Annotated in this window: 18 protein-coding genes and 1 tRNA gene; 12 read left to right on the forward strand and 7 right to left on the reverse strand. The window is 67.2% G+C overall.

Annotated features, from left to right (window positions below):
* Positions 1–134: 134 nt before the first annotated feature.
* Positions 135–314, reverse strand: coding sequence for a DUF3073 domain-containing protein (locus ACT3SZ_RS15790; RefSeq protein ID WP_038553056.1), 180 nt, complete (start codon positions 312–314; stop codon positions 135–137).
* Positions 315–479: 165 nt separating this feature from the next.
* Positions 480–1,709 carry a CAF17-like 4Fe-4S cluster assembly/insertion protein YgfZ gene (ygfZ, locus tag ACT3SZ_RS15795; RefSeq protein WP_444620245.1) on the reverse strand — a complete coding sequence of 410 codons (1,230 nt, stop codon included), beginning with the start codon at positions 1,707–1,709 and terminating at the stop codon, positions 480–482.
* Between the two features lie 62 nt (positions 1,710–1,771).
* On the opposite strand from ygfZ, the gene ACT3SZ_RS15800 reads away from it, so the two are divergent.
* Complete coding sequence (locus tag ACT3SZ_RS15800) at positions 1,772–2,668, forward strand: aminodeoxychorismate lyase (protein WP_444620247.1); 897 nt, start codon at positions 1,772–1,774, stop codon at positions 2,666–2,668.
* Positions 2,669–2,690: 22 nt separating this feature from the next.
* Here ACT3SZ_RS15800 and ACT3SZ_RS15805 read toward each other — a convergent pair whose 3' ends face one another.
* A complete protein-coding gene (locus ACT3SZ_RS15805) occupies positions 2,691–3,329 on the reverse strand; it encodes an FABP family protein (RefSeq protein ID WP_444620249.1) in 639 nt (212 codons plus the stop codon).
* 34 nt (positions 3,330–3,363) lie between these two features.
* A complete protein-coding gene (locus ACT3SZ_RS15810; protein WP_444620251.1) occupies positions 3,364–4,254 on the reverse strand; it encodes an LmeA family phospholipid-binding protein in 891 nt (296 codons plus the stop codon).
* A gap of 177 nt (positions 4,255–4,431) precedes the next feature.
* Here ACT3SZ_RS15810 and ACT3SZ_RS15815 point away from each other — a divergent pair, with 177 nt between their 5' ends.
* From ACT3SZ_RS15815 to ACT3SZ_RS15845, 7 genes are all read left to right on the forward strand, one after another.
* On the forward strand, positions 4,432–5,112 hold the full coding sequence (locus ACT3SZ_RS15815; RefSeq protein WP_444620253.1) for a winged helix-turn-helix domain-containing protein: 681 nt from the start codon (positions 4,432–4,434) through the stop codon (positions 5,110–5,112).
* A gap of 46 nt (positions 5,113–5,158) precedes the next feature.
* Positions 5,159–6,151: a mycothiol synthase gene (gene mshD / locus ACT3SZ_RS15820; RefSeq protein WP_444620255.1), complete on the forward strand. Its 993-nt coding sequence runs from the start codon at positions 5,159–5,161 to the stop codon at positions 6,149–6,151.
* A 104-nt stretch (positions 6,152–6,255) separates the two neighbouring features.
* Positions 6,256–7,371, forward strand: coding sequence for a phosphate ABC transporter substrate-binding protein PstS (pstS, locus tag ACT3SZ_RS15825; RefSeq protein WP_444620257.1), 1,116 nt, complete (start codon positions 6,256–6,258; stop codon positions 7,369–7,371).
* A gap of 1 nt (position 7,372) precedes the next feature.
* Positions 7,373–8,467 (forward strand): phosphate ABC transporter permease subunit PstC, encoded by a 1,095-nt coding sequence (pstC, locus tag ACT3SZ_RS15830; protein WP_444620259.1) that lies wholly within the window; start codon positions 7,373–7,375, stop codon positions 8,465–8,467.
* Positions 8,468–8,484: 17 nt separating this feature from the next.
* Positions 8,485–9,426, forward strand: coding sequence for a phosphate ABC transporter permease PstA (pstA, locus tag ACT3SZ_RS15835; protein ID WP_444620261.1), 942 nt, complete (start codon positions 8,485–8,487; stop codon positions 9,424–9,426).
* Positions 9,427–9,460: 34 nt separating this feature from the next.
* Positions 9,461–10,237, forward strand: a complete 777-nt coding sequence (pstB, locus tag ACT3SZ_RS15840) for a phosphate ABC transporter ATP-binding protein PstB (RefSeq protein WP_301442854.1) — start codon at positions 9,461–9,463, stop codon at positions 10,235–10,237.
* A gap of 65 nt (positions 10,238–10,302) precedes the next feature.
* Complete coding sequence (locus ACT3SZ_RS15845) at positions 10,303–10,821, forward strand: gluconokinase (RefSeq protein WP_444620263.1); 519 nt, start codon at positions 10,303–10,305, stop codon at positions 10,819–10,821.
* A gap of 83 nt (positions 10,822–10,904) precedes the next feature.
* On the opposite strand, the gene phoU is transcribed toward ACT3SZ_RS15845, so the two are convergent.
* Positions 10,905–11,642: a phosphate signaling complex protein PhoU gene (gene phoU, locus ACT3SZ_RS15850; RefSeq protein ID WP_301442856.1), complete on the reverse strand. Its 738-nt coding sequence runs from the start codon at positions 11,640–11,642 to the stop codon at positions 10,905–10,907.
* A gap of 65 nt (positions 11,643–11,707) precedes the next feature.
* Positions 11,708–12,898, reverse strand: coding sequence for a tRNA dihydrouridine synthase DusB (dusB, locus tag ACT3SZ_RS15855; RefSeq protein WP_444620265.1), 1,191 nt, complete (start codon positions 12,896–12,898; stop codon positions 11,708–11,710).
* Between the two features lie 220 nt (positions 12,899–13,118).
* On the opposite strand from dusB, the gene ACT3SZ_RS15860 reads away from it, so the two are divergent.
* Positions 13,119–14,621 carry an acetyl-CoA hydrolase/transferase family protein gene (locus tag ACT3SZ_RS15860; protein WP_444620267.1) on the forward strand — a complete coding sequence of 501 codons (1,503 nt, stop codon included), beginning with the start codon at positions 13,119–13,121 and terminating at the stop codon, positions 14,619–14,621.
* 212 nt (positions 14,622–14,833) lie between these two features.
* Positions 14,834–14,906 (forward strand) — tRNA-Lys (locus ACT3SZ_RS15865).
* Between the two features lie 308 nt (positions 14,907–15,214).
* Here the strand turns inward: ACT3SZ_RS15865 and ACT3SZ_RS15870 are convergent.
* Positions 15,215–15,808 carry an LppP/LprE family lipoprotein gene (locus tag ACT3SZ_RS15870; RefSeq protein ID WP_444620269.1) on the reverse strand — a complete coding sequence of 198 codons (594 nt, stop codon included), beginning with the start codon at positions 15,806–15,808 and terminating at the stop codon, positions 15,215–15,217.
* 218 nt (positions 15,809–16,026) lie between these two features.
* Here ACT3SZ_RS15870 and ACT3SZ_RS15875 point away from each other — a divergent pair, with 218 nt between their 5' ends.
* Both ACT3SZ_RS15875 and ppsA read left to right on the forward strand, forming a co-directional pair.
* Complete coding sequence (locus ACT3SZ_RS15875; protein WP_444620271.1) at positions 16,027–16,842, forward strand: pyruvate, water dikinase regulatory protein; 816 nt, start codon at positions 16,027–16,029, stop codon at positions 16,840–16,842.
* Positions 16,843–16,871: 29 nt separating this feature from the next.
* Positions 16,872–19,328, forward strand: coding sequence for a phosphoenolpyruvate synthase (gene ppsA, locus ACT3SZ_RS15880; RefSeq protein WP_444620273.1), 2,457 nt, complete (start codon positions 16,872–16,874; stop codon positions 19,326–19,328).

The following is a 19,328-nucleotide window of genomic DNA, read 5'->3' on the forward strand; positions in this document are numbered from 1 at the left end:
TTTGTCCGGTGTCTGTCCGGTGCTTGTCTCGGGCATGCGAAAACCGGCGACCGGGCCCGTCCGCGTCATTGGTTCATGACGTGGACCGGGCCCGGGCACCGGCGTTCACTGCGGGGAGGGGACGGAGATGACCGTCAGCGGCCTTCGTCCTCCTCGGCGCTCCAGTCGTCCCACTCCTCGTAATCGTCCTCGGTGGAATGCCCACTCTCAGTGGACAGCTCACGCTGGAGACTCTCGAGATCCATGTCTGGAGAGCTGTACTTGAGCTGACGGGCAACCTTGGTTTGCTTTGCCTTGGCACGGCCGCGACCCATGGCCTGACCCCCTCGGGTTGTCAATGGAGCAGCCAGGGATTTGAGCTGCTCTCGCATCTTTCAGTGATTCTGTTCTGTCCCCACCATAGCGGGTGAGGGCGCAGTTGTCAGAAACAGACCCGCCCCGAATGAACCCTCAGCATCGTATTCGCAGGTGAACGCCGGTCAGATTTTTCCCTTCAGCCGGTTCACTGCCGCGCGGCCGGGTCGTACCGTGTTGTCGACGACGATGTCGTCGGGGTCCACGGCCGCGTCGACCCCGTCCACGTTCAGCGGTGGGGTCTTGTTCTCCCCGGATTCCCGGTCGGCCGCGAGTTTCTCGATGACCTGGCGTTTCACCAGCGCCAGGGCAATCGGTCCCTCGTCAGCGTCCTGCACGGTCAACCCGATGCGTCCCACGCTGCGTCCACCGGCGGTGACCGCCGCGCCGACCTCTGGCAGGGAGTGACCCGAACCGTCGAGCTGCAGCACCACGAGCTGGCGCGGCGGGCGTCCCAGGTTGTGCACGCGCGACACCGTCTCCTGCCCCCGGTAGCACCCTTTGTTCAGGTGCACCGCGGAGGACGTGGGCCCGTCGTCCGCGCGGGCGAGCTGGGTGGCACCGTGCGCGCTGGGGGTGTCGCCGCCGATGAAGCCGGGCACCTCGTGTGGGATGAGGCGTTCGTCGGTGTCGATGCCGAGCAGCGGCTGGCGGTCGCGGATGCGTAGGGCGTCCGCCGCCCACCCGCCGACGGGGCGCGCTCCGGTGGACGTCAGGGCGTCCCACACCTGCGTCACCGCCGATGCGTCGACCCAGATGTCGGTCACGGCGTGGCCGCCGAGGGTGCGTGTCGTCCAGTACCGGACGCTGGACGCTGCGCTACCGTCCAGCGCGTCCAGACCGTCCGGCACGCCGGTGCCCGCCTGCGTGGCGGGGGAGGACGCCGGGTTGATCACGCTGATCAGGGCCAGTTCCGGCGTGGTGACCTCCACCTGAGCCCAGAAAACCATCTTCGACAGGAAGTCGGCCAGGGTGGCGGGGTCGGAGTCGCCGGGGGCGTCCAGCAGGAGGGTGTCGGCGTCGACCGCGGCGATGCCGAAGGCGTGCTCCACGCGTCCCTGGATGTCCAGCAGCAGGCCGCTGGTGGTCTGGCCGACGCTGATCGCGTCGACCTTCTGGGAGATGAGATTGTTCAGCCAGGTGGCCGCTTCTGGGCCCGTGACCAGGATGGGGGAGTGTGACCAGCCATCAATGAGGCCGGTGTCTCCGTCGTCCACCATCGACTGCTCGATCAGCGGCCTGCCATAGTGCCGCGCAGTGGCCGCCAGGTGGGGCCGGAGCGTGTCGAGACCTGAACCGTCTTCCGTGCTTGCCCCTGGGACGTGGTCGGCCAGGGGGCTGTGCGTCTGACTCACGTACCCCACCCTAGTACCGAAGTGCCCTTCTTGTCAGGCACACGGCATCTAGACTGGTCGCCATGAGCACCGACAGCACCACAGAAAAGACACGGGACGTGGCGGTGGACGTGCGTCCGGCGTCCGACGCCCCGCCGCAGTTGATCGACCCCACGGTGCCGGTGATCCACCTCGACGACCTCGCCGCACGCCGCGGCGACGGCATTTTCGAGACCCTCATGGTGCGTTCCGGACGCGTGCGCAACCTGGATCTGCACCGTGACCGCTTTGTGCGTGGGGCGGCTCTGCTGGATCTGCCCGCACCGGACGTTGACCGCTGGCTGCAGGCCACCGACATGGCCCTGTCCTCCTGGGAGGACCAGGGCGGCGGGGAGGCCGCGCTGCGGTGGATGTACTCGCGCGGACGCGAATCCACCGGGGAGAGCACCGGGTGGGTGACGATCAGCGGGGAGTCCGCCAGCGCGGTGCGTCAGCGCCGTGACGGAGTGCGGGTGATGACCGCGCACCGTGGTTTCAGCCTGAGCGTCTCCGAGGACTCGCCGTGGGCGTTGGTCGGGGCGAAGACGTTGTCCTATGCGATGAACATGGCCGCCTTGCGCCATGCGGCGTCCCAGGGGCTGGACGATGTGATCTTCATTGGCGACGACGACCGCGTCTTGGAGGGGCCCACGTCCACCGTCGTCGCGGTGACGGGGCGCACGATGGTGACGCCGACGCAGCAGGCCGGCGTCCTACCCGGCACCACGCAGGCCTCGCTGTTCGCGCTGGCCGCCGAGCGCGGTTGGGACGTGGCGCACGAGCCATTGACCGTGGCGGACCTGCGGGCCGCCGACGGGGTGTGGCTGGTGTCCTCGGTGCGCATCCACGCCCGGGTCACCGAGATCGACGGGCGGACGCTGCCGCGTCCGGAGCAGGCCGATGAGGTCGAGGCGCTCGCCGTGGAGGCCGCGACCCGCTAGAAAACCGGTAGTTAACCGGTGATTAACCGATCACGCGGGTGAGCTCGGCGGACATCCACGGGGTCAGTTCCCCGTCGCCACCGTTCTCGGCGCGCTCGTCGACCCAGCCGAGGTTGTTGTTCGGCATCAGGCCGTAGAGGCGCTTGCCGGGGCCGAAGTTGCGCGGGCCGGTCTCCGAGGCCAGCGTGGAGGCGCTCTCCAGCTCCCAGGCGCGCTCATTGCGCGGGCGACCGTACATCACCTCAACCACACCGGTGCTGTGCACGGTGAGGAACTCGATGTCGTCGTTGTCGCTGATGCGCAGGAAACCGGTCTCCCGGATGTCCTGGCCGGTGGCCTCGCCGTCGTCGTCGAGACGCCAGATGCGCGAACTGTAGCTGATGTAGTTCTCGCCGTCGTGGGCGAACACGATCTGTTGGCCGAAGGCGTAATCCTCGGACCCGCCGATGGGGTTGGCGCGGCCGGTGCCACGCCACACGCCGACCAGCGGCAGCAGGGCCAGCAGCCCGTCGTGCAGGTTCGGGCCCTGGCGCAGGTTGGCGGTGTCTTCGGCGACGGGCAGGTCACCGAGGGTGGGGATGTTGCGTCCGGCGGTCTGCTTGGACAGCTCTTCCGCGCGGGCGACGGCCTCGTTACCGGAAATGGGGTTCTCGCTACTCATGTCTCACAGCGTACCGGTCACCCCGAGCGGGGAACTACAGCCCGGCCTGCTCGTCCTCGTCCAGCGGTCCGGAGCTCGGTGCCAGGTCGGCCACGCTGACCCGCGTGAAGTTCTGCTCCGCCTCGATGAACAGGGTGCCGCCGGCGGTGTATACGCGCCGCGGCGGACTGCGGAACGGCAGATTCTCCCCGGGCATCTCCAGAGTGAAGGCGTCGAGCACCTGCTCGGTGAGCTCCTCGTCGAGGTCCTCCGGGGCGGTGGCGTGCGGGGTGTCGGTGATCTCGGTGGGGGTGAGGTACACGTCGCCCTGCCACACACGCAGCCGGACGCCGACCTCGTAGCGTCCCGTATCTTCCGCGGACAGCCCGTCGGGGGTGCCGGAGAGATAGCCTTCGGTTTCCCAGCCGCCGGTGGGCGAGGAGTTGTCCTGCGAGGCCAGTCCGAGATCATCGATGCCCATGCGTTCGCCGAGTTCCACGGTGTCCATCTGCACGCGGGTGAAGACTTCCTGGGCGGGAGCGTCGGTGAAGTCGCCAGAGAGCACCGCGTCCTTGCCGAGGGTGATCTTCGTGGCGGACGACGACACAGTCACGCGGCCGAAGCCGGGGATCTCCACATCGGTGGACTCCACCTGGATCGACGGCACCTCGTGGGTGAACACCGCCGCCAGGTACGGGGTGCCGGTCACCTGCACGTGCGGCGGGGTGGCGAGGTTGGCTTCCTCGAAGATGCGGTCGGAGATCTTCTTCTCCACCCGCGCGGCCACCAGACTGTCGGCGACGACGGCCACGCCCACGGTGGCGGCGAGGACGGCGACCACGACGAGCAGGACGGTGACCGCGCGGCGGCGCGGGCTGCGACCCTGACGCCGCTCGCGGCGTCCTGCGTCCTGTCCTGAGGCGGGGGTTTCGGTGGTCTCGGTCACCGCCCCAGCATACAAAGCGGCGGGGGTGGGGCCGAATGGGCGGAATGTTACGGATACGTTTCAAGGCTGTTGCGGGGATCGGTCACCGAGATTATGCAGGTCCGGCCGGTGTAAAGTGGTGACGGTGCCGGGACGCAACGGTTCCGGCGAAGTCACACCGAAGGAAGGACGACGGCCGTGAAACTGACCGTGCTCTCTGACAAGGACGACGTTTCAGAGGTGCTTCCGTCGCTGGCACTGCTGTCCCATGAGGTGGCCATCCTGCGTCCCGCACCGTCTTCGGTGAAGGAGATCAGCGGGGCCGAGGTGGTGATGATCGACGTCACCGGTGCCAACCTGCTCGGTGCGCGCGACCTGTGCCGTTCCGTGGCCGCGGCGTACCCCACGCTGCCGGTGTCCGTGGCCATCGAGGAGACCAGCGTGATCGCGCTGGACGGCTCCTGGGCGGTGGACGACTTCCTCCTCCCCTCGGCCACCCCCACCGAGGTCGATGCGCGTCTGCGCATGCTGATGACTCGCCGTCCAGTGCCCGTCGAGGAGGCCGAGGACAGCCAGGTCGCCACGATCGGCGGGCTGATCGTCGATGAGGTCACCTACGTCGCCCGGGTGGAGGGCCGGCCGCTGGACCTGACGTACAAGGAGTTCGAGCTGCTGTACTTCCTGGTCAAGCACGCCGGTCGCGTGTTCAGCCGCGAGCAGTTGCTGCAGGACGTGTGGGGCTACGACTACTTCGGCGGCACGCGCACCGTGGACGTACATGTGCGTCGCCTGCGCGCCAAGCTCGGTCACGAGTACGAGAAGGTCATCGCCACGGTGCGTAACGTGGGGTACAAGGCAGTGGAACTCGACGGGGCCTGAGACAGCCCCGAATTAGCCTCCGATTTGTTCCGAGGAGAGGACGACGATGAGCACGAACGAGACCGATCAGACACCGGACAAGGGCACGTTGAACCCCGTACACCGCGAATTCGTTCCCGCGCAGGACGCACCGCTGCGCGCGGGCATCGACGCGCTGCTCGCCGCGGTGGAGGACGCCGACGGCGTCCCCGCCTACAGCGAGGCGTTCCTGCGCTCGCTGGACGGGGTGGAGGGCTACCGCCACCTCATCGCCGAGGTCGCAGAAGGTGGGGAGAAATCAATCGTCGGCGTGGTCTCCGTCAATTCGTCCTATGTCGCCGAACTGGCGGTACGTCCGGACGCGCGGCGGCGCGGCGTGGCGACCGGCATGCTGAGCGAGATCGCCCGGCACATCGACGTGGAGCGTCAGCTCAGCGTCTGGTCGCACGGGGATCTGGAGTCGGCGAAGGGGTTCGCCGACGGGAGGGGTGCGCGCACCACTCGCGAACTACTGAAGATGTCGGTCGACTGTTCCGGTGACGAGCGCCGCGCGGAACTACTCGCCGGACGTGACAAGGCGCTGGCCACCGTCGAGGAGGAGGGCCTGCAGGTCCTCGATTACACCGCGGCGGCGCAGGCCTTTGGTGCCGAGCATGTCGACACCGAGTGGCTGCGCGTCAATAACGAGGCCTTCGCCTGGCACCCGGAGCAGGGCGGCTGGGAGCAGGGCGCGCTGGATGAGGCACGGAAGGCCGACTGGTTCGACCCCGCCGGCGTCCTCTTCCTCTTCGATGGGGAGGAGTGCCTGGGGTTCCACTGGACGAAACGTCCGGACGGCGACCCGCACGGCGAGGTGTACGTGGTGTGTCTGGCGGATGCCGCGCGTGGCCGCGGGCTCGGCGGACCGATCACCCTGGTCGGGGTGGGCTACCTACTCGATGGGGGAGCGCAGGCCGTTGACCTGTACGTGGAGGGCGACAATGCCCCGGCGGTGGCGACCTATCGTCGTCTCGGTTTCGAGGTCGTGCACCGCGATGTGGTCTACCGCGGCATGGTGTAAATATATTCATCTTCCGTTCACCTTCAGGGAGTCTTACGTCCACCATCGGTGGCTAACGTACGGTGCGTCGTCAACCCACAACGCATGTGTAAGGACTACCCACTGTGAAGATCTCGACCTCCCGCCGCCGCACCCTGACCGCTGCGGCAGCGACCGTCGCCGCCGGCTCGCTCGTCCTGACCGGTTGCTCGAACTCCAACTCCGGTGACGGGGACGGTGCTTCGACCGACAGCTCCTATGAGCTCTCCGACGCCCAGGGCGAGCTCCGCGGCGAGGGCGCCAGCTCCCAGCAGAAGGCGATGGAGCAGTTCGGCGTTGCCTACTCCTCCGCCGTCCCCGGTGCCGTGCTGGCGTACAACGCCACCGGTTCCGGTGCGGGCCAGAAGCAGTTCATCGCCAACCAGGTCGACTTCGGCGGTTCCGACTCTGCCCTCGACGAGGAGCAGGCTGCGGCCGCCGCGGAGCGTTGCGAGGATAACCCCGCCTGGCACCTGCCGATGGTCGTCGGCCCGGTCGCAGTGGCGTTCCACCTCGACGGTGTCGATGATTTGAACCTGTCGGTGGATACTGTCGCCAAGATCTTCAAGGGCGACATCCGCAACTGGAACGACGAGGCCATCGCCGCCGAGAACGAGGGCGTGGACCTTCCCGACATGCCCATCGACGTGCTCTACCGCGCCGAGGAGTCCGGCACCTCCGATAACTTCCAGTCCTTCCTGAAGACCGCCACCGATGGCCTGTGGGAGGACGAGGGCAAGACCTTCCCCACCCGCGTCGGTTCCGGTGCGCAGGGTTCCTCGGGTGTGGCCGACCAGGTCAAGGCCACCAACGGCTCGATCACCTATGTGGAGTCCGGTTTCGCCACCGCCAACGACCTGGGCATCGCCAACCTCGACTTCGGTGCTGGCCCGACCGAGCTCACCGCCGAGACGGTGAACAAGGCCCTCGACGAGGTCGCCTTCTCCGGTGAGGGCAATGACCTGGTCGTGGACTCCGAGGCCCTGTTCTCCATGCAGGAGGAGGGTGCCTACCCGCTGGCGCTGACGACCTACGAGATCGTCTGCTCCGCCGGCTACGACGAGGACACCGCCGCACAGGTCAAGGACTTCCTGCACACCATCCTCGACAACCAGAACGACCAGCTCGAGGAGTCCGGCTACATCCCGCTGAGCGGTTCCTTCAAGGAGAAGCTCGAGACCGCCGTGGACGCGCTGCAGTAGCATGACCAACTCCCACCCCGAGACGGATCCCGAGACGCCTGCGGCGCCGAACGGCGAGCAGGACGGCACGACGCAGGACGCCGCGGCGTCCGGCGCGTCCGGCACCGCCAGCGCGTCCGGCGCGTCCCGCCGCAGTTCCGAGAGCCCGGTGAAGCGCACCGGAGACCGCGTCTTCGAGGCGCTGTCGACCGGTGCCGCCGGTCTGATCACCGTCATCATCGGTGCCATCGGCCTGTTCCTGCTGCTGCAGGCGATTCCCGCGCTGTCGCGGGAGCGCGACGGATTCTTCAGCTTCTTCACCTACGGTGACCGCTGGGACCTGAACCACGGTTCCAATGAGGGCGGGTGGATGCAGTTCGGGATCCCGAACATGTTCTTCACCACCGTGATGGTCTCGGTGCTGGCGTTGCTGATCGCCATGCCCGTGGCCCTGGGCATTGCCGTGTTCCTGTCGAACTACTGCCCGAAGCGGGCGGTTCGTCCGCTGGGATTCGTCATCGACCTGCTCGCCGCGGTGCCGTCCATCGTCTTCGGCATCTGGGGCATGCAGGTGCTCGGCCCAGCGCTCGGTGGGTTCTACACGTGGCTCACCGGTTGGGCCGGCGGGTTCATCCTCTTCGACTGGGAGCAGGGCACCTCACCGGCGTTCTCCACCAGCCGCAACATCTTCACCGGTGGCATCGTCCTGGCGATCATGATCCTGCCGATCATCGCCGCCACGGCCCGCGAGGTGTTCGTACAGACCCCGCGCGGTCAGATCGAAGCAGCCCTCGCCCTCGGCGCGACGCGCTGGGAGGTGGTGCGCATGACCGTGCTGCCATTCGGCAGGTCCGGCTACATCTCCGGCGCGATGCTCGGCCTGGGCCGCGCGCTCGGTGAGACGATGGCGCTGTACATGGTCATCGCCTCGGCACCCGGCTTCCGCGGATCATTGATGGACGGCGGCACGACCTTCGCCACCGCCATTGCCAACGCCGCCCCCGAATTCAACGACGACCTCAAGGCCGGCGCCTATATCGCCGCCGGACTGGTGCTGTTCGTGCTGACCTTCCTGGTCAACGCCGCCGCCCGGTCGCTGGTCAACAACACCAAGTAGCGGAAAGGACGACTGCGATGGCCACGTCTGTGCCCACTGACCCCACCGAGCTCGACAACCGACCGCACTCTGCACTGGCGCCGAGCGGTTTCACCGACATCTCCACCAGCCGTAAGGCCCGCAACGTGCTGGCCACCGTGGTCATCTACGCGACCATGGGCCTGGCGATCCTTCCGCTGGTGTGGGTGCTGTTCGTGCTTGTGCAGCGCGGCATCCCCGCCCTGCTGAGCGTGGACTGGTGGGTCTACGACATGTTCGGCCAGCTCTCCAACGTCGCCGGCGGCGGTATCGTGCACGCCGTGATCGGCACGCTGACCCAGGTCGCGGTGACCACCGTGATCTCCGTGCCCGTCGGTATCTTCACCGCCGTCTACCTCGTGGAATACTCCCGCGGTGGCTGGCTGGGACGCACCACCACGTTCATGGTCGACATCCTCACCGGTGTGCCCTCTATCGTGGCGGCCCTGTTCGTCTACGCCCTGTGGATTACCATGTTCGGCTTCGAGCGTTCGGGCTTCGCCGTGTCGCTGTCGCTGGTGCTGCTGATGGTGCCGGTGATCGTGCGCAACACCGAGGAGATGCTGCGCATCGTTCCGATGGACCTGCGCGAGGCGGCCTACGCCCTGGGCGTGCCCAAGTGGAAGACGATCGTGCGTATCGTGCTGCCCACCGCCCTGTCCGGCATTGTCACCGGTGTGATGCTCGCCGTGGCCCGCGTGATGGGCGAGTCCGCCCCCGTGCTGATCCTCGTCGGCGCGACCCCGGTGATCAACTGGAATGTCTTCGACGGCAACCAGAGTTCGCTGCCCCTGTTCATGCTGGAGATGTACAAGCTGCAGGCCAGCGACGAGGTGCTGCTGCGCCTGTGGGGCGCGGCCCTGACCCTCGTGGTCCTGATCGGCGCACTGAACATCGGGGCGCGGTTCATCTCCAACAAGTTCTCGATCAAGTCCAGCTAGAGACCAGCTAGAAACCCAGCTAAGGAAATAGACCATGGCCAAACGCCTCGACCTGCACGACGTGAACATCTACTACGGGGACTTCCACGCGGTGAAGGACGTCAACCTGGAGGTTCCGCCGCGCTCCGTGACGGCCTTCATCGGCCCGTCCGGTTGCGGCAAGTCCACCGTCCTGCGCACGCTGAACCGTATGCACGAGGTCATCCCGGGCGCCTACGTGGAGGGCGACGTCCTGCTGGACGGCGAGAACATCTACGGCCGCAACATCGACCCCGTGGGCGTGCGCAACACCATCGGCATGGTGTTCCAGAAGGCCAATCCTTTCCCCACAATGTCCATCGAGGAGAACGTGATCGCCGGGCTGAAACTCGCCGGCGAGAAGAACAAGAAGAAGTTGCGCGAGGTCGCCGAGAAGTCGCTGCGTTCGGCGAACTTGTGGGAGGAGGTCAAGGACCGCCTCGACAAGCCCGGCGGCGGACTCTCCGGCGGTCAGCAGCAGCGTCTGTGTATCGCCCGCGCGATCGCGGTGGAGCCGGAGGTGCTGCTCATGGATGAGCCGTGCTCGGCACTGGACCCGATCTCGACGCTGGCGGTGGAGGACCTCATCCACGAGTTGAAGGAGGAGTTCACCATCGTGATCGTCACCCACAATATGCAGCAGGCCGCGCGCGTGTCCGACCAGACCGCGTTCTACTCCCTGGAGGCCACGGGCAAGCCCGGCAAACTGGTGGAGGTGGGCCCGACGAAGAAGATCTTCGAGAGCCCGGAGCGCAAGGAGACCGAGGACTACATCTCCGGACGCTTCGGCTAGATTCCCCACACCCACCCCCGACGGCGGTTCTGTGCCAGAGTGGGGGAAAGTGAAAGGAGTCGGTGATGGCACCGGTACATATCGTCCTGATGGGGGTGAGCGGCAGCGGTAAGGCTCCGCTGGCCGCAGAGCTGCAGCAGCGCACCGGGTTCACCGGGGCGACGGCGGAGGGGCTGCAGCCCGAGGAGGTCCGCAGCCGGATGGGGGCCGGCGGCTTCCTGACACCGGAGGAACGCCTGCCGTGGGCGTACTCCATCCGCGACTGGCTCACGGAGCAGGCGCAGCAAGGGAACTCCACCGTGGTGGTGAGCCTGGGGCTGGGTCGCCGCGCACGCGACATCTTCCGCGAGGCCGAGGGCTTCGTGTTCTTCGTGCATGTGCACGGCACCGCCGACGTGATCCGGGAGCGCTCGCTGAAGCGCACCGGAGAATACCCGGATGAGGAGGTGCTCACCGCGCAGTACGCCGAGCTGGAACGGCTACGTGCTGATGAGGCCGGGGTACGGGTGGACGCCGCGCAGTCCCCGGAGGTGCTGGCGGATGCGGCGCTCGCGGCGTTGGCCGCACTCACCGCACAGGACTGACAGCACCCCGAACGAACAACCCCCCAGGTCGGTAACACCGACCTGGGGGGTTGTTCGCGCGTGAACGTGGGGGAGGAGGCCCTTTAGAACGGGTCGGCGCCGTAGCGGCGACGGATCTCGTCGAACTGCTCGCGCATGGTCTCCTGCTGCTCCTCGGAGCGCCGGGACACCTCGTACTCCTGGGGACGCTTGCCGGTGGCGAGGTACACCACGCGGGTGCCGATGTTCACCGCGTGATCGGAGTAGCGCTCGAAGAAGCGGGACAGCAGGGTCACGTCCACCGCGGCGGAGACCGGGTAGGGCCACTCCTTCTTGCCGGTGATGTGGAACATGTGCTCGTGGAGGTCGTCGACGGCGTCGTCATCGAGGGCGAGCTCCATGGCCTTCTCCGGGTCATAGGTCACCAGGACATCGTGCAGCTTCTCGCCGATGCCGTCGACCAGGCGGGCCATCTCGCGGAAGTAGGGCTGGGTGATCTCCGGGACGGCCGACTCCGGGTGCCGACGCCGCGAGGTGCGGGCGATATGCACCGCGAGGGTGGCCATGCGGGCCAGGTCCTCGACGATGTAGGTGCCGGAGACGACCTGGCGGAGGTCGCGTGCCACGGGACCTTCCAGTGCGAGCAGCTCGAAGGAGCGGGACTCCGCACTCTGTCGGAGATCCTCGATGGCGGTGACGGAGCTGAGAACCTGCTCGGCGGTGTCGATGTCCTGGTTGAACAGGGCATCACACGCCTGAGACATCATCTGTCGGACCTGGTCGGCCATGAGTGCGAGCTCATGGGCGAAGATCCGCATCTGTTCCTGGTACACGGTGCGCATGGCGCCAGTGTACGGGCGGTACGCGCGTTCTGCTTGGTGAACAGAGCGTACGTTCCAAAAAGTTATTAACCGCCGTTGAGTGCTGCCCCGTCGGCCTCGGGATCTTCGGCAACGGTGCTGGTCAGATCCTCGGGATCGTCCAGCCAGCGGTCCGGCAGGGCGACCTTGCCGGGTGAGCCCTGGCGTCCTCGTGCCCCGTCGGCGTCCACGGCGGTGGCCGTCGACTCCCACATCGGGTCCAGGACGCGGCGCAGCGACTCCAGATCGGTGATCTGGGACAGCTGGCGGCGCACGTCCCCGCCGGCGGGAAAACCGCGCATGTACCAGGCCATGTGCTTGCGCATCTCGCGCACGCCGTACTGCTCGCCCTCGTGGGCGGAGAGCAGTTCAGCGTGTCGCATGATGATCCGGCACACCTCCGCCAGGGTCGGCTCGGCCGGCACGGGCAGTCCGCGCAGGTTCGCCGACAGTTCGGCGAACAGCCACGGGCGACCCAGGCAGCCGCGTCCCACGACGACGCCGTCGCAGCCGGTGTGTTCCATCATCGCCGCGGCGTCCGACGCCTTGAAAATGTCGCCATTGCCGAGCACCGGCACGCCGGTGCCGTCCATGTGCTCGACGAGTCGGGCGATCTCATCCCAGCTCGCGGTGCCGGAGTAGCGCTGCGCGGCGGTGCGGCCGTGGCAGGCGACGGCCGCCGCGCCCTCGTCGGCGGCGATGCGTCCGGCGTCGAGGTGGGTGTGGTGGTCGTCGTCGATGCCGACGCGGAACTTCACCGTGACCGGGATCTCAGGACGTCCTGCGTCCTGCACGCCCTTGACCGCCGCGCGCACGATCGAGGCGTAGAGACGACGCTTGAAGGGCAGCGCCGAGCCGCCGCCGCGGCGGGTGACCTTGGGGACGGGGCAGCCGAAGTTCATGTCGATGTGATCGGCGAGGTCCTCCTCGGCGATCATGCGCGCGGCCTTGTAGGTGTACTCCGGATCGGTCGTATAGAGCTGCAGGCTGCGCGGATCTTCGTCGGCGGCGAAGGTGGTCATGTGCATCGTCTTCGGATTGCGCTCCACCAGGGCGCGGGCCGTGACCATCTCGCACACGTAGAGCCCGGCGACGCTGCCCATGCGCTCGCGCTCCTGCTCGCGGCACAGGGTGCGGAAGGCGACGTTGGTGACGCCGGCCATCGGTGCCAGGACGACGGGTGAGTCCAGGTTGAAACGTCCGATGGACAGGGCGGGTGTGGTTGAGGTGGTGATCACCCCCCGATTCTCACACCATGGTGGGGGAGGTGCAAAGTTCTGTGATCTGAACGGTCACTACAATCGGCTGTGTGCGGTCACACCCGCACGTGACTGCGAACTGCCGTCGTACGGCGCTGTTGTGCTATCAATGGTGGCAGAGGTCACGTTTGCTACAGAAACAATCGTGATATTTGCAGAGATAATTCCGAAAACAACGGGACAAACATGAGGAGAAAGAGTGTCTGAGCGCATCGCCCACACCGGACTGAAGTCGAAGGTCATGTCGGCCCAGGAGGCCGCTGAATTCGTCAACAACGGCGACAAGGTCGGGACCTCCGGCTTCACCGGCGCCGGCTACCCGAAGGTCCTCCCCACCGCCATCGCGGAGCGGGCCAAGGCCGCACACGACCGGGGCGACGAGTTCCAGATCGAGCTGTTCACCGGCGCATCCACCGCGGTCGACTGCGACGGCGTCCTCGCCGAGGCCAACGCCATCAGCTTCCGCACCCCCTACAACTCCGATCCGGTCCTGCGTGGGCAGATCAACGCCGGCGAGGCGAAGTACTGGGACATCCACCTGTCCCACCTGGGCAAGCAGGTCCAGGAGGGCTTCTTCGGCAAGTTCAACGTTGCCATCATCGAGGCCGTCGCCATCCGTGAGGACGGCACCGTGGTCCCGTCCTCGGCAGTGGGCAACAACCTCGAGTTCATCGACGCCGCCGACAAGGTGATCATCGAGGTCAACGACTGGCAGTCCCGCGACCTCGAGGGCATGCACGACATCTACCGCATCGAGCCGGCCGGGCAGCGCACCCCGATCAACATCACCTCCCCCGGTGACCGTATCGGTGGCACCGCCATGGAGTTCGACACCAGCAAGATCGTCGCGATCGTCGAGACCGACGCCCCCGACCGCAACGCCCCCTTCACCCCGGCGGATGAGACGTCGAAGAAGATCGCCGGCCACTTCCTGGACTTCCTGGAGGGCGAGGTCGCCGCCGGCCGCCTGTCCTACGACCGTTACATCATGCAGTCGGGTGTCGGTAACGTGCCCAACGCCGTGATGGCCGGCCTGCTGGACTCCAAGTTCGAGAACATCACCGCCTACACCGAGGTCATCCAGGACGGCATGGTCGACCTGATCGACGCCGGCAAGATGACCGTCGCCTCGGCCACCTCGTTCTCCCTGTCCCCGGAGTACGCAGAGAAGATGAACGCGGAGGCTGCGAAGTACCGCGAGAACATCATCCTGCGCCCGCAGCAGGTATCCAACCACCCCGAGGTCATCCGTCGACTCGGCCTGATCGCCACCAACGGCATGATCGAAGCCGACATCTACGGCAACATCAACTCCACCAACGTGTCCGGCTCGCGCGTGATGAACGGTATCGGCGGCTCGGGTGACTTCACCCGCAACGCCTTCATCTCTTCCTTCATCAGCCCGTCGGTGGCCAAGGGCGGCGACATCTCCGCCATCGTGCCCTTCGCCTCCCACATCGACCACCACGAGCACGACGCCATGGTCGTCATCACGGAGAACGGCTTCGCCGACCTGCGTGGCCTGGCACCGCGTGACCGTGTGAAGAAGATGATCGCGATTGCCGACCCGTCCTACCAGCCGCTGCTGGAGGAGTACGTGGAGGCAGCCTCCAAGTCGAAGTTCCAGCAGACCCCGCACGATCTGACCAAGGCCTTCGAGTTCCACACCCGTTTCCTCGAGACCGGTTCGATGCGCAAGTAGCATCCGGCTCGCCGCGGGGGTTGTGTGCACCGGGTGCGGTGCACCACCTCGCGTCCGCCGCGGCACCTTGAGCCCTTAGGTCGATTCTCAGGCCGAGATCCGACCTGAGGGCTCAAGCTGCCACTACGGGAAACTGTGCCGGGGTAGGTTTCCGGCACCATCCGGACATGCACTAGACTCTAGGACGCACCTCACACGTGGGGTGCGTATGCGGGCCTTTAGCTCAGTTGGTAGAGCTACGGACTTTTAATCCGCAGGTCGTGGGTTCGAGCCCCACAGGGCCCACAGTGGAACCCCGGTTGTCGATCACTTCGACGGCCGGGGTTCTCTGTCGCGACGGGGGAGCGGCTACCCGGGCCGTGGTGAGGGGGCGATCGGGATGGTCGGGAACTGCGCTCCAATGCGGCACCGGCGCAATCTCTGCATTTCGGGCGCAGCTCTGCCAGTCAGCGCGCAGGTTTGCAGACATTGCGCCGGGGCGTCCTGCTCCCACCGCGCGGCCCCGGCAGGAGAGGGGAGTTGGTCACCTGGCTGGCTACAGTGGAAGCATGTCAGCCCTGGCCGTCGAACGCCGCGGGTAGGGGTGCCTGCCGTCAGACAGCCGGCGGCACTGCGCCGCGGGGCGGCAGGGCTCCGGTGTGCTCGACACTTTGCGGGTAGAGGATGAAGTGCGAGGTCGCCGATCCACTCGGGGCAGCGTTGGCGTCACCGGGGAGCAGGAACCGGTAGTCGACTCGGATGATGTTGTCGGCGACCCGGCTCACGTGCTGGAAGGGGTAGCTGTCCGTCACGGTGGTGCCGATGTAGACCCCGTGGTCGAACAGGGCGACCTGCTGAGGTGAACTGCCGGTCGCGCCGTCGATGGAGAGGACGATCGCGGACAGCGGCAGGGTGGGATCGTAGGTGCTGGTGTCGGCGCCCGTCTCGCTCCACGGGCCGAGGGCGGTGGCGGGTGTGCGCTCCGCGGCGATGCGGACCGCCTGCTCGGGGGATGGTGCCGAGGGAGTAGACGCGGCCATCGGTTCAGCGACGGTGACTGTGGGCTCTGCGGCTATTGCCGGTGCTGCTTGTACGACACCCATCCCGCCGAGGGCGAGGAGGGCCGCGGTGGTGAGCGCGAGAGCACGGGGGCGGCGGGGGCTACAGGTCTGGTGGGGCTGGATCTTGGAGGTGTTCCGGAGGTACATGATCTGTCTCCTTGTCCGGAGGTCTCGGTCGTGGTGGTGATCGTGCTGATGCAAGGCCCTGCATATGGTGCGACCGACCCGCGGCACGGGAACGTTACGTTCACAGTGCACCTAAGCGGGGGTGAAAGCAGACATGGGGACAAATCCCGGTGTTAGTGTCGGGTGGTCTCACAGGTGGTGCCGTACGGTGTGCACCGAACTACACAGGAGGTGGGGACATGGCGGAACGGCCCGTCTTCTTCGTGTCCGACAGCACCGGCATCACCGCCGAGACCCAGGGCAACGCCCTGCTCGCCCAGTTCCCCGCCTTCAGTTTCCGTCGCCGCGTCCTGCCCTTCGTCGATTCCGTGGAGGCCGCGGCGCGTGCCGTGACCGTCATCGCCGAGGACCGCAGCGAGGGCGACGTCCTGCCGCCGATCGTATTCGTCACGATCCGCGACGCGGAGGTTGCCGATATCGTGTCCGGCGCGTCCGGTGAGGTCATCGACCTGCTCGGTGCGCACCTGAGTCACCTGGAGGGATTGCTGGGTGAGCCGCGCACCGGCGCGGCCACCGAGTACCACCGGGTCGGCGATTTGGGGCGTTACCACGACCGTATCAACGCCGTGGAGTACACCATCGAACACGACGACGCCGCCAGTTTCCGCGGCCTCGACCGTGCCGACCTGATCATCCTCGCCCCGTCACGCTGCGGGAAGACCCCCACCGCGATGTACCTGGCGTTGCAGCACGGACTGCGGGTGGCCAACTACCCGCTGACCGAGGACGACACCCCCGGAAGCCTGCCCGACGCCGTCGCGCCTCACCGCGACCGGCTCTTCGGGCTGACCACCACCGTGCAACGCCTCAGCCAGGTCCGTGGCGAACGCCGGCCCGGCAGCAGCTACGCCAGTGCCACACGGTGCCGGGCGGAACTGCGCCAGGCCGAACGTCTCTACAAGTCCCACCGCATCCCCTACATCGACTCCCACGCCATGAGCGTGGAGGAGATGTCCAGCGTCATCCTCACCCGGATGAACCTACGCAACCCCTGAAGAACCCTCCCAGAACAGGAACCCACACCATGACCAGGCAGTCACTCTCCATCCTCTGGTTCACCGAGATCGGCATGGGCGACGTCGCCCAGGTCGGCGGCAAGAACGCCTCCCTCGGTGAGATGGTCGTCAACCTCGCCGACGCCGGCGTGCGCGTCCCCGGCGGCTTCGCCACCACTGCCGACGCCTTCCGCGACTTCCTCGCCGTCGACGGCCTCGACAGTCGCATCGCGGAGGTCCTCGAGGATCTCGACACCGACGACGTCGCCGAACTCTCCCGCCGCGGCGAGCAGATCCGCGGATGGATCCTCGCCCAGCCTTTCCCGCAGAACCTCGAGCGCGACATCCGCGACGCCTATGAGGAACTCGTCGCTGCCGACCCGCTGCCCGACGACGTCACCTGGGCGGTGCGCTCCAGCGCCACGGCAGAGGACTTGCCCGATGCGTCCTTCGCTGGTCAGCAGGAAACCTTCCTCAACATCGGCGGCATCGACAACGTCCTGGAGGCCGTCAAGGCCGTCTTCGCCTCCCTGTACAACGACCGGGCGATCTCCTACCGGGTGCACCACGGATTCATCCACGCCGACGTCGCCCTGTCGGCCGGCGTGCAGCGCATGGTGCGCACCGACGTCGGTGCGTCCGGCGTGATGTTCACCGTGGACACCGAGTCCGGGTTCGACCGCGCGGTGTTCGTGACCTCTTCCTATGGTCTCGGGGAGGCGGTGGTGCAGGGCGCGGTGAATCCGGACGAGTTCTACGTCTCCAAGCCGGCGGTCCGCGCAGGACGCACCGGCGTGGACGCCGTGCTGTCGCGCACGGTGGGGGAGAAGGCCGTGGCGATGCGCTACGCCGCGGGTACTGGCCTGGAGTCCGCCACCCGCTGGGAGGACGTGGCGCCGGAGCAGCGCGTGCGCTTCTCCATCGACGATGACGAGGTCACCGAACTCGCCCGCCACGCCATCGCCATCGAGGACCACTACGGCCGGCCGATGGACATCGAGTGGGGACGCGACGGGGTGGACGGCAAGCTGTACATCCTGCAGGCCCGCCCCGAGACCGTGGTCTCCCGGCGCGGTGAGGCCGGCCAGGTCCTCACCCGTTTCGAGGTCGACCGCGGCGCCGCCGACGCCGCCGAGGTACTCGTCGAGGGACGGTCCATCGGCCAGCGGGTGGGCAGCGGCCCGGTGCGCGTCCTGCGCTCGGTGCGTGACATGGATGCCATGTGCACCGGCGACGTGCTCGTCGCCGAGATCACCGACCCGGACTGGGAGCCGGTGATGAAACGCGCCTCGGCGATTATCACCAACCGCGGCGGACGCACCTGCCACGCCGCGATCATCGCCCGCGAGCTCGGCATCCCCGCCATCGTCGGCACCGGTGACGCCACCGCCGTGCTGCCCGACGGCGAGCAGGTCACCGTCTCCTGCGCCGAGGGCGACACCGGCCGGGTGTACCGCGGTGCGGTGCCCTTCGAGGAGAAGGAGACGCGGCTGGACGCGATGCCGCAGATCCCGACGAAACTGATGATGAACGTCGCCACCCCCGACCAGGCGTTCTCCTTCTCCTCCCTGCCGAACGCGGGCGTGGGCCTGGCGCGCATGGAGTTCATCATCAACCGGCAGATCGGGGTGCACCCGCGCGCCCTGCTGGAACGCGACACCCTGCCGGACGCACTGCGCGCCGAGGTCGACGCCAGCACCGCCGCCTACCCGTCGCCGAAGGAGTTCTTCATCCGGCGCGTCGTGGAGGGCGTGGCGACTATCGCCGCCGCCTTCGACCCGAAGCCGGTGATCGTGCGGCTGTCGGACTTCAAGTCCAATGAGTACGCCAACCTCGTCGCCGGTGAACTCTTCGAGCCGCACGAGGAGAACCCGATGATCGGCTACCGCGGTGCCGCGCGCTACGTCTCCGAGGACTTCCGCGAGTGCTTCGCCATGGAGTGCGAGGCGCTGCGGCGTGTGCGCGAGGACATGGGCCTGGCCAACGTCCGGGTGATGGTGCCGTTCGTGCGCACCGTGGAGGAACTGCAGGACGTGCTGGACGTCATGGCGTCCCACGGGCTGGTGCGCGGAGAAGGGGCGACCGGTGCGTCCGACGCGAACGGCGCCGGCGGCGCCGGGCTGCAGGTGGTGATGATGTGCGAGGTGCCGTCGAACTACCTGCTCGCCGAGGAGTTCCTCGACCACGTCGACGGGTTCTCCATCGGCTCCAACGACATGACCCAGCTCGTGCTCGGCGTGGACCGCGACTCCGACCTGGTGGCCCATGATTTCGATGAGCGGAATCCCGCAGTGCTCAAGGTCACCGGCTCGGTGATCCGCACCTGCGTGGAGCGCGGCAAGTACGTGGGCATCTGCGGGCAGGGCCCGTCCGACCATCCTGACCTGGCCGAATGGCTGGTGGAGCAGGGGATCGAATCAATGTCGCTGACCCCGGACACGGTGGTGCGCACCTGGCTTCGACTGGCCGGGGAGGGCGCTGAGTAG

The sequence above is a fragment of the Corynebacterium sp. AOP40-9SA-29 genome, assembly GCF_052377405.1.
Taxonomy (GTDB): Bacteria; Actinomycetota; Actinomycetes; order Mycobacteriales; family Mycobacteriaceae; genus Corynebacterium.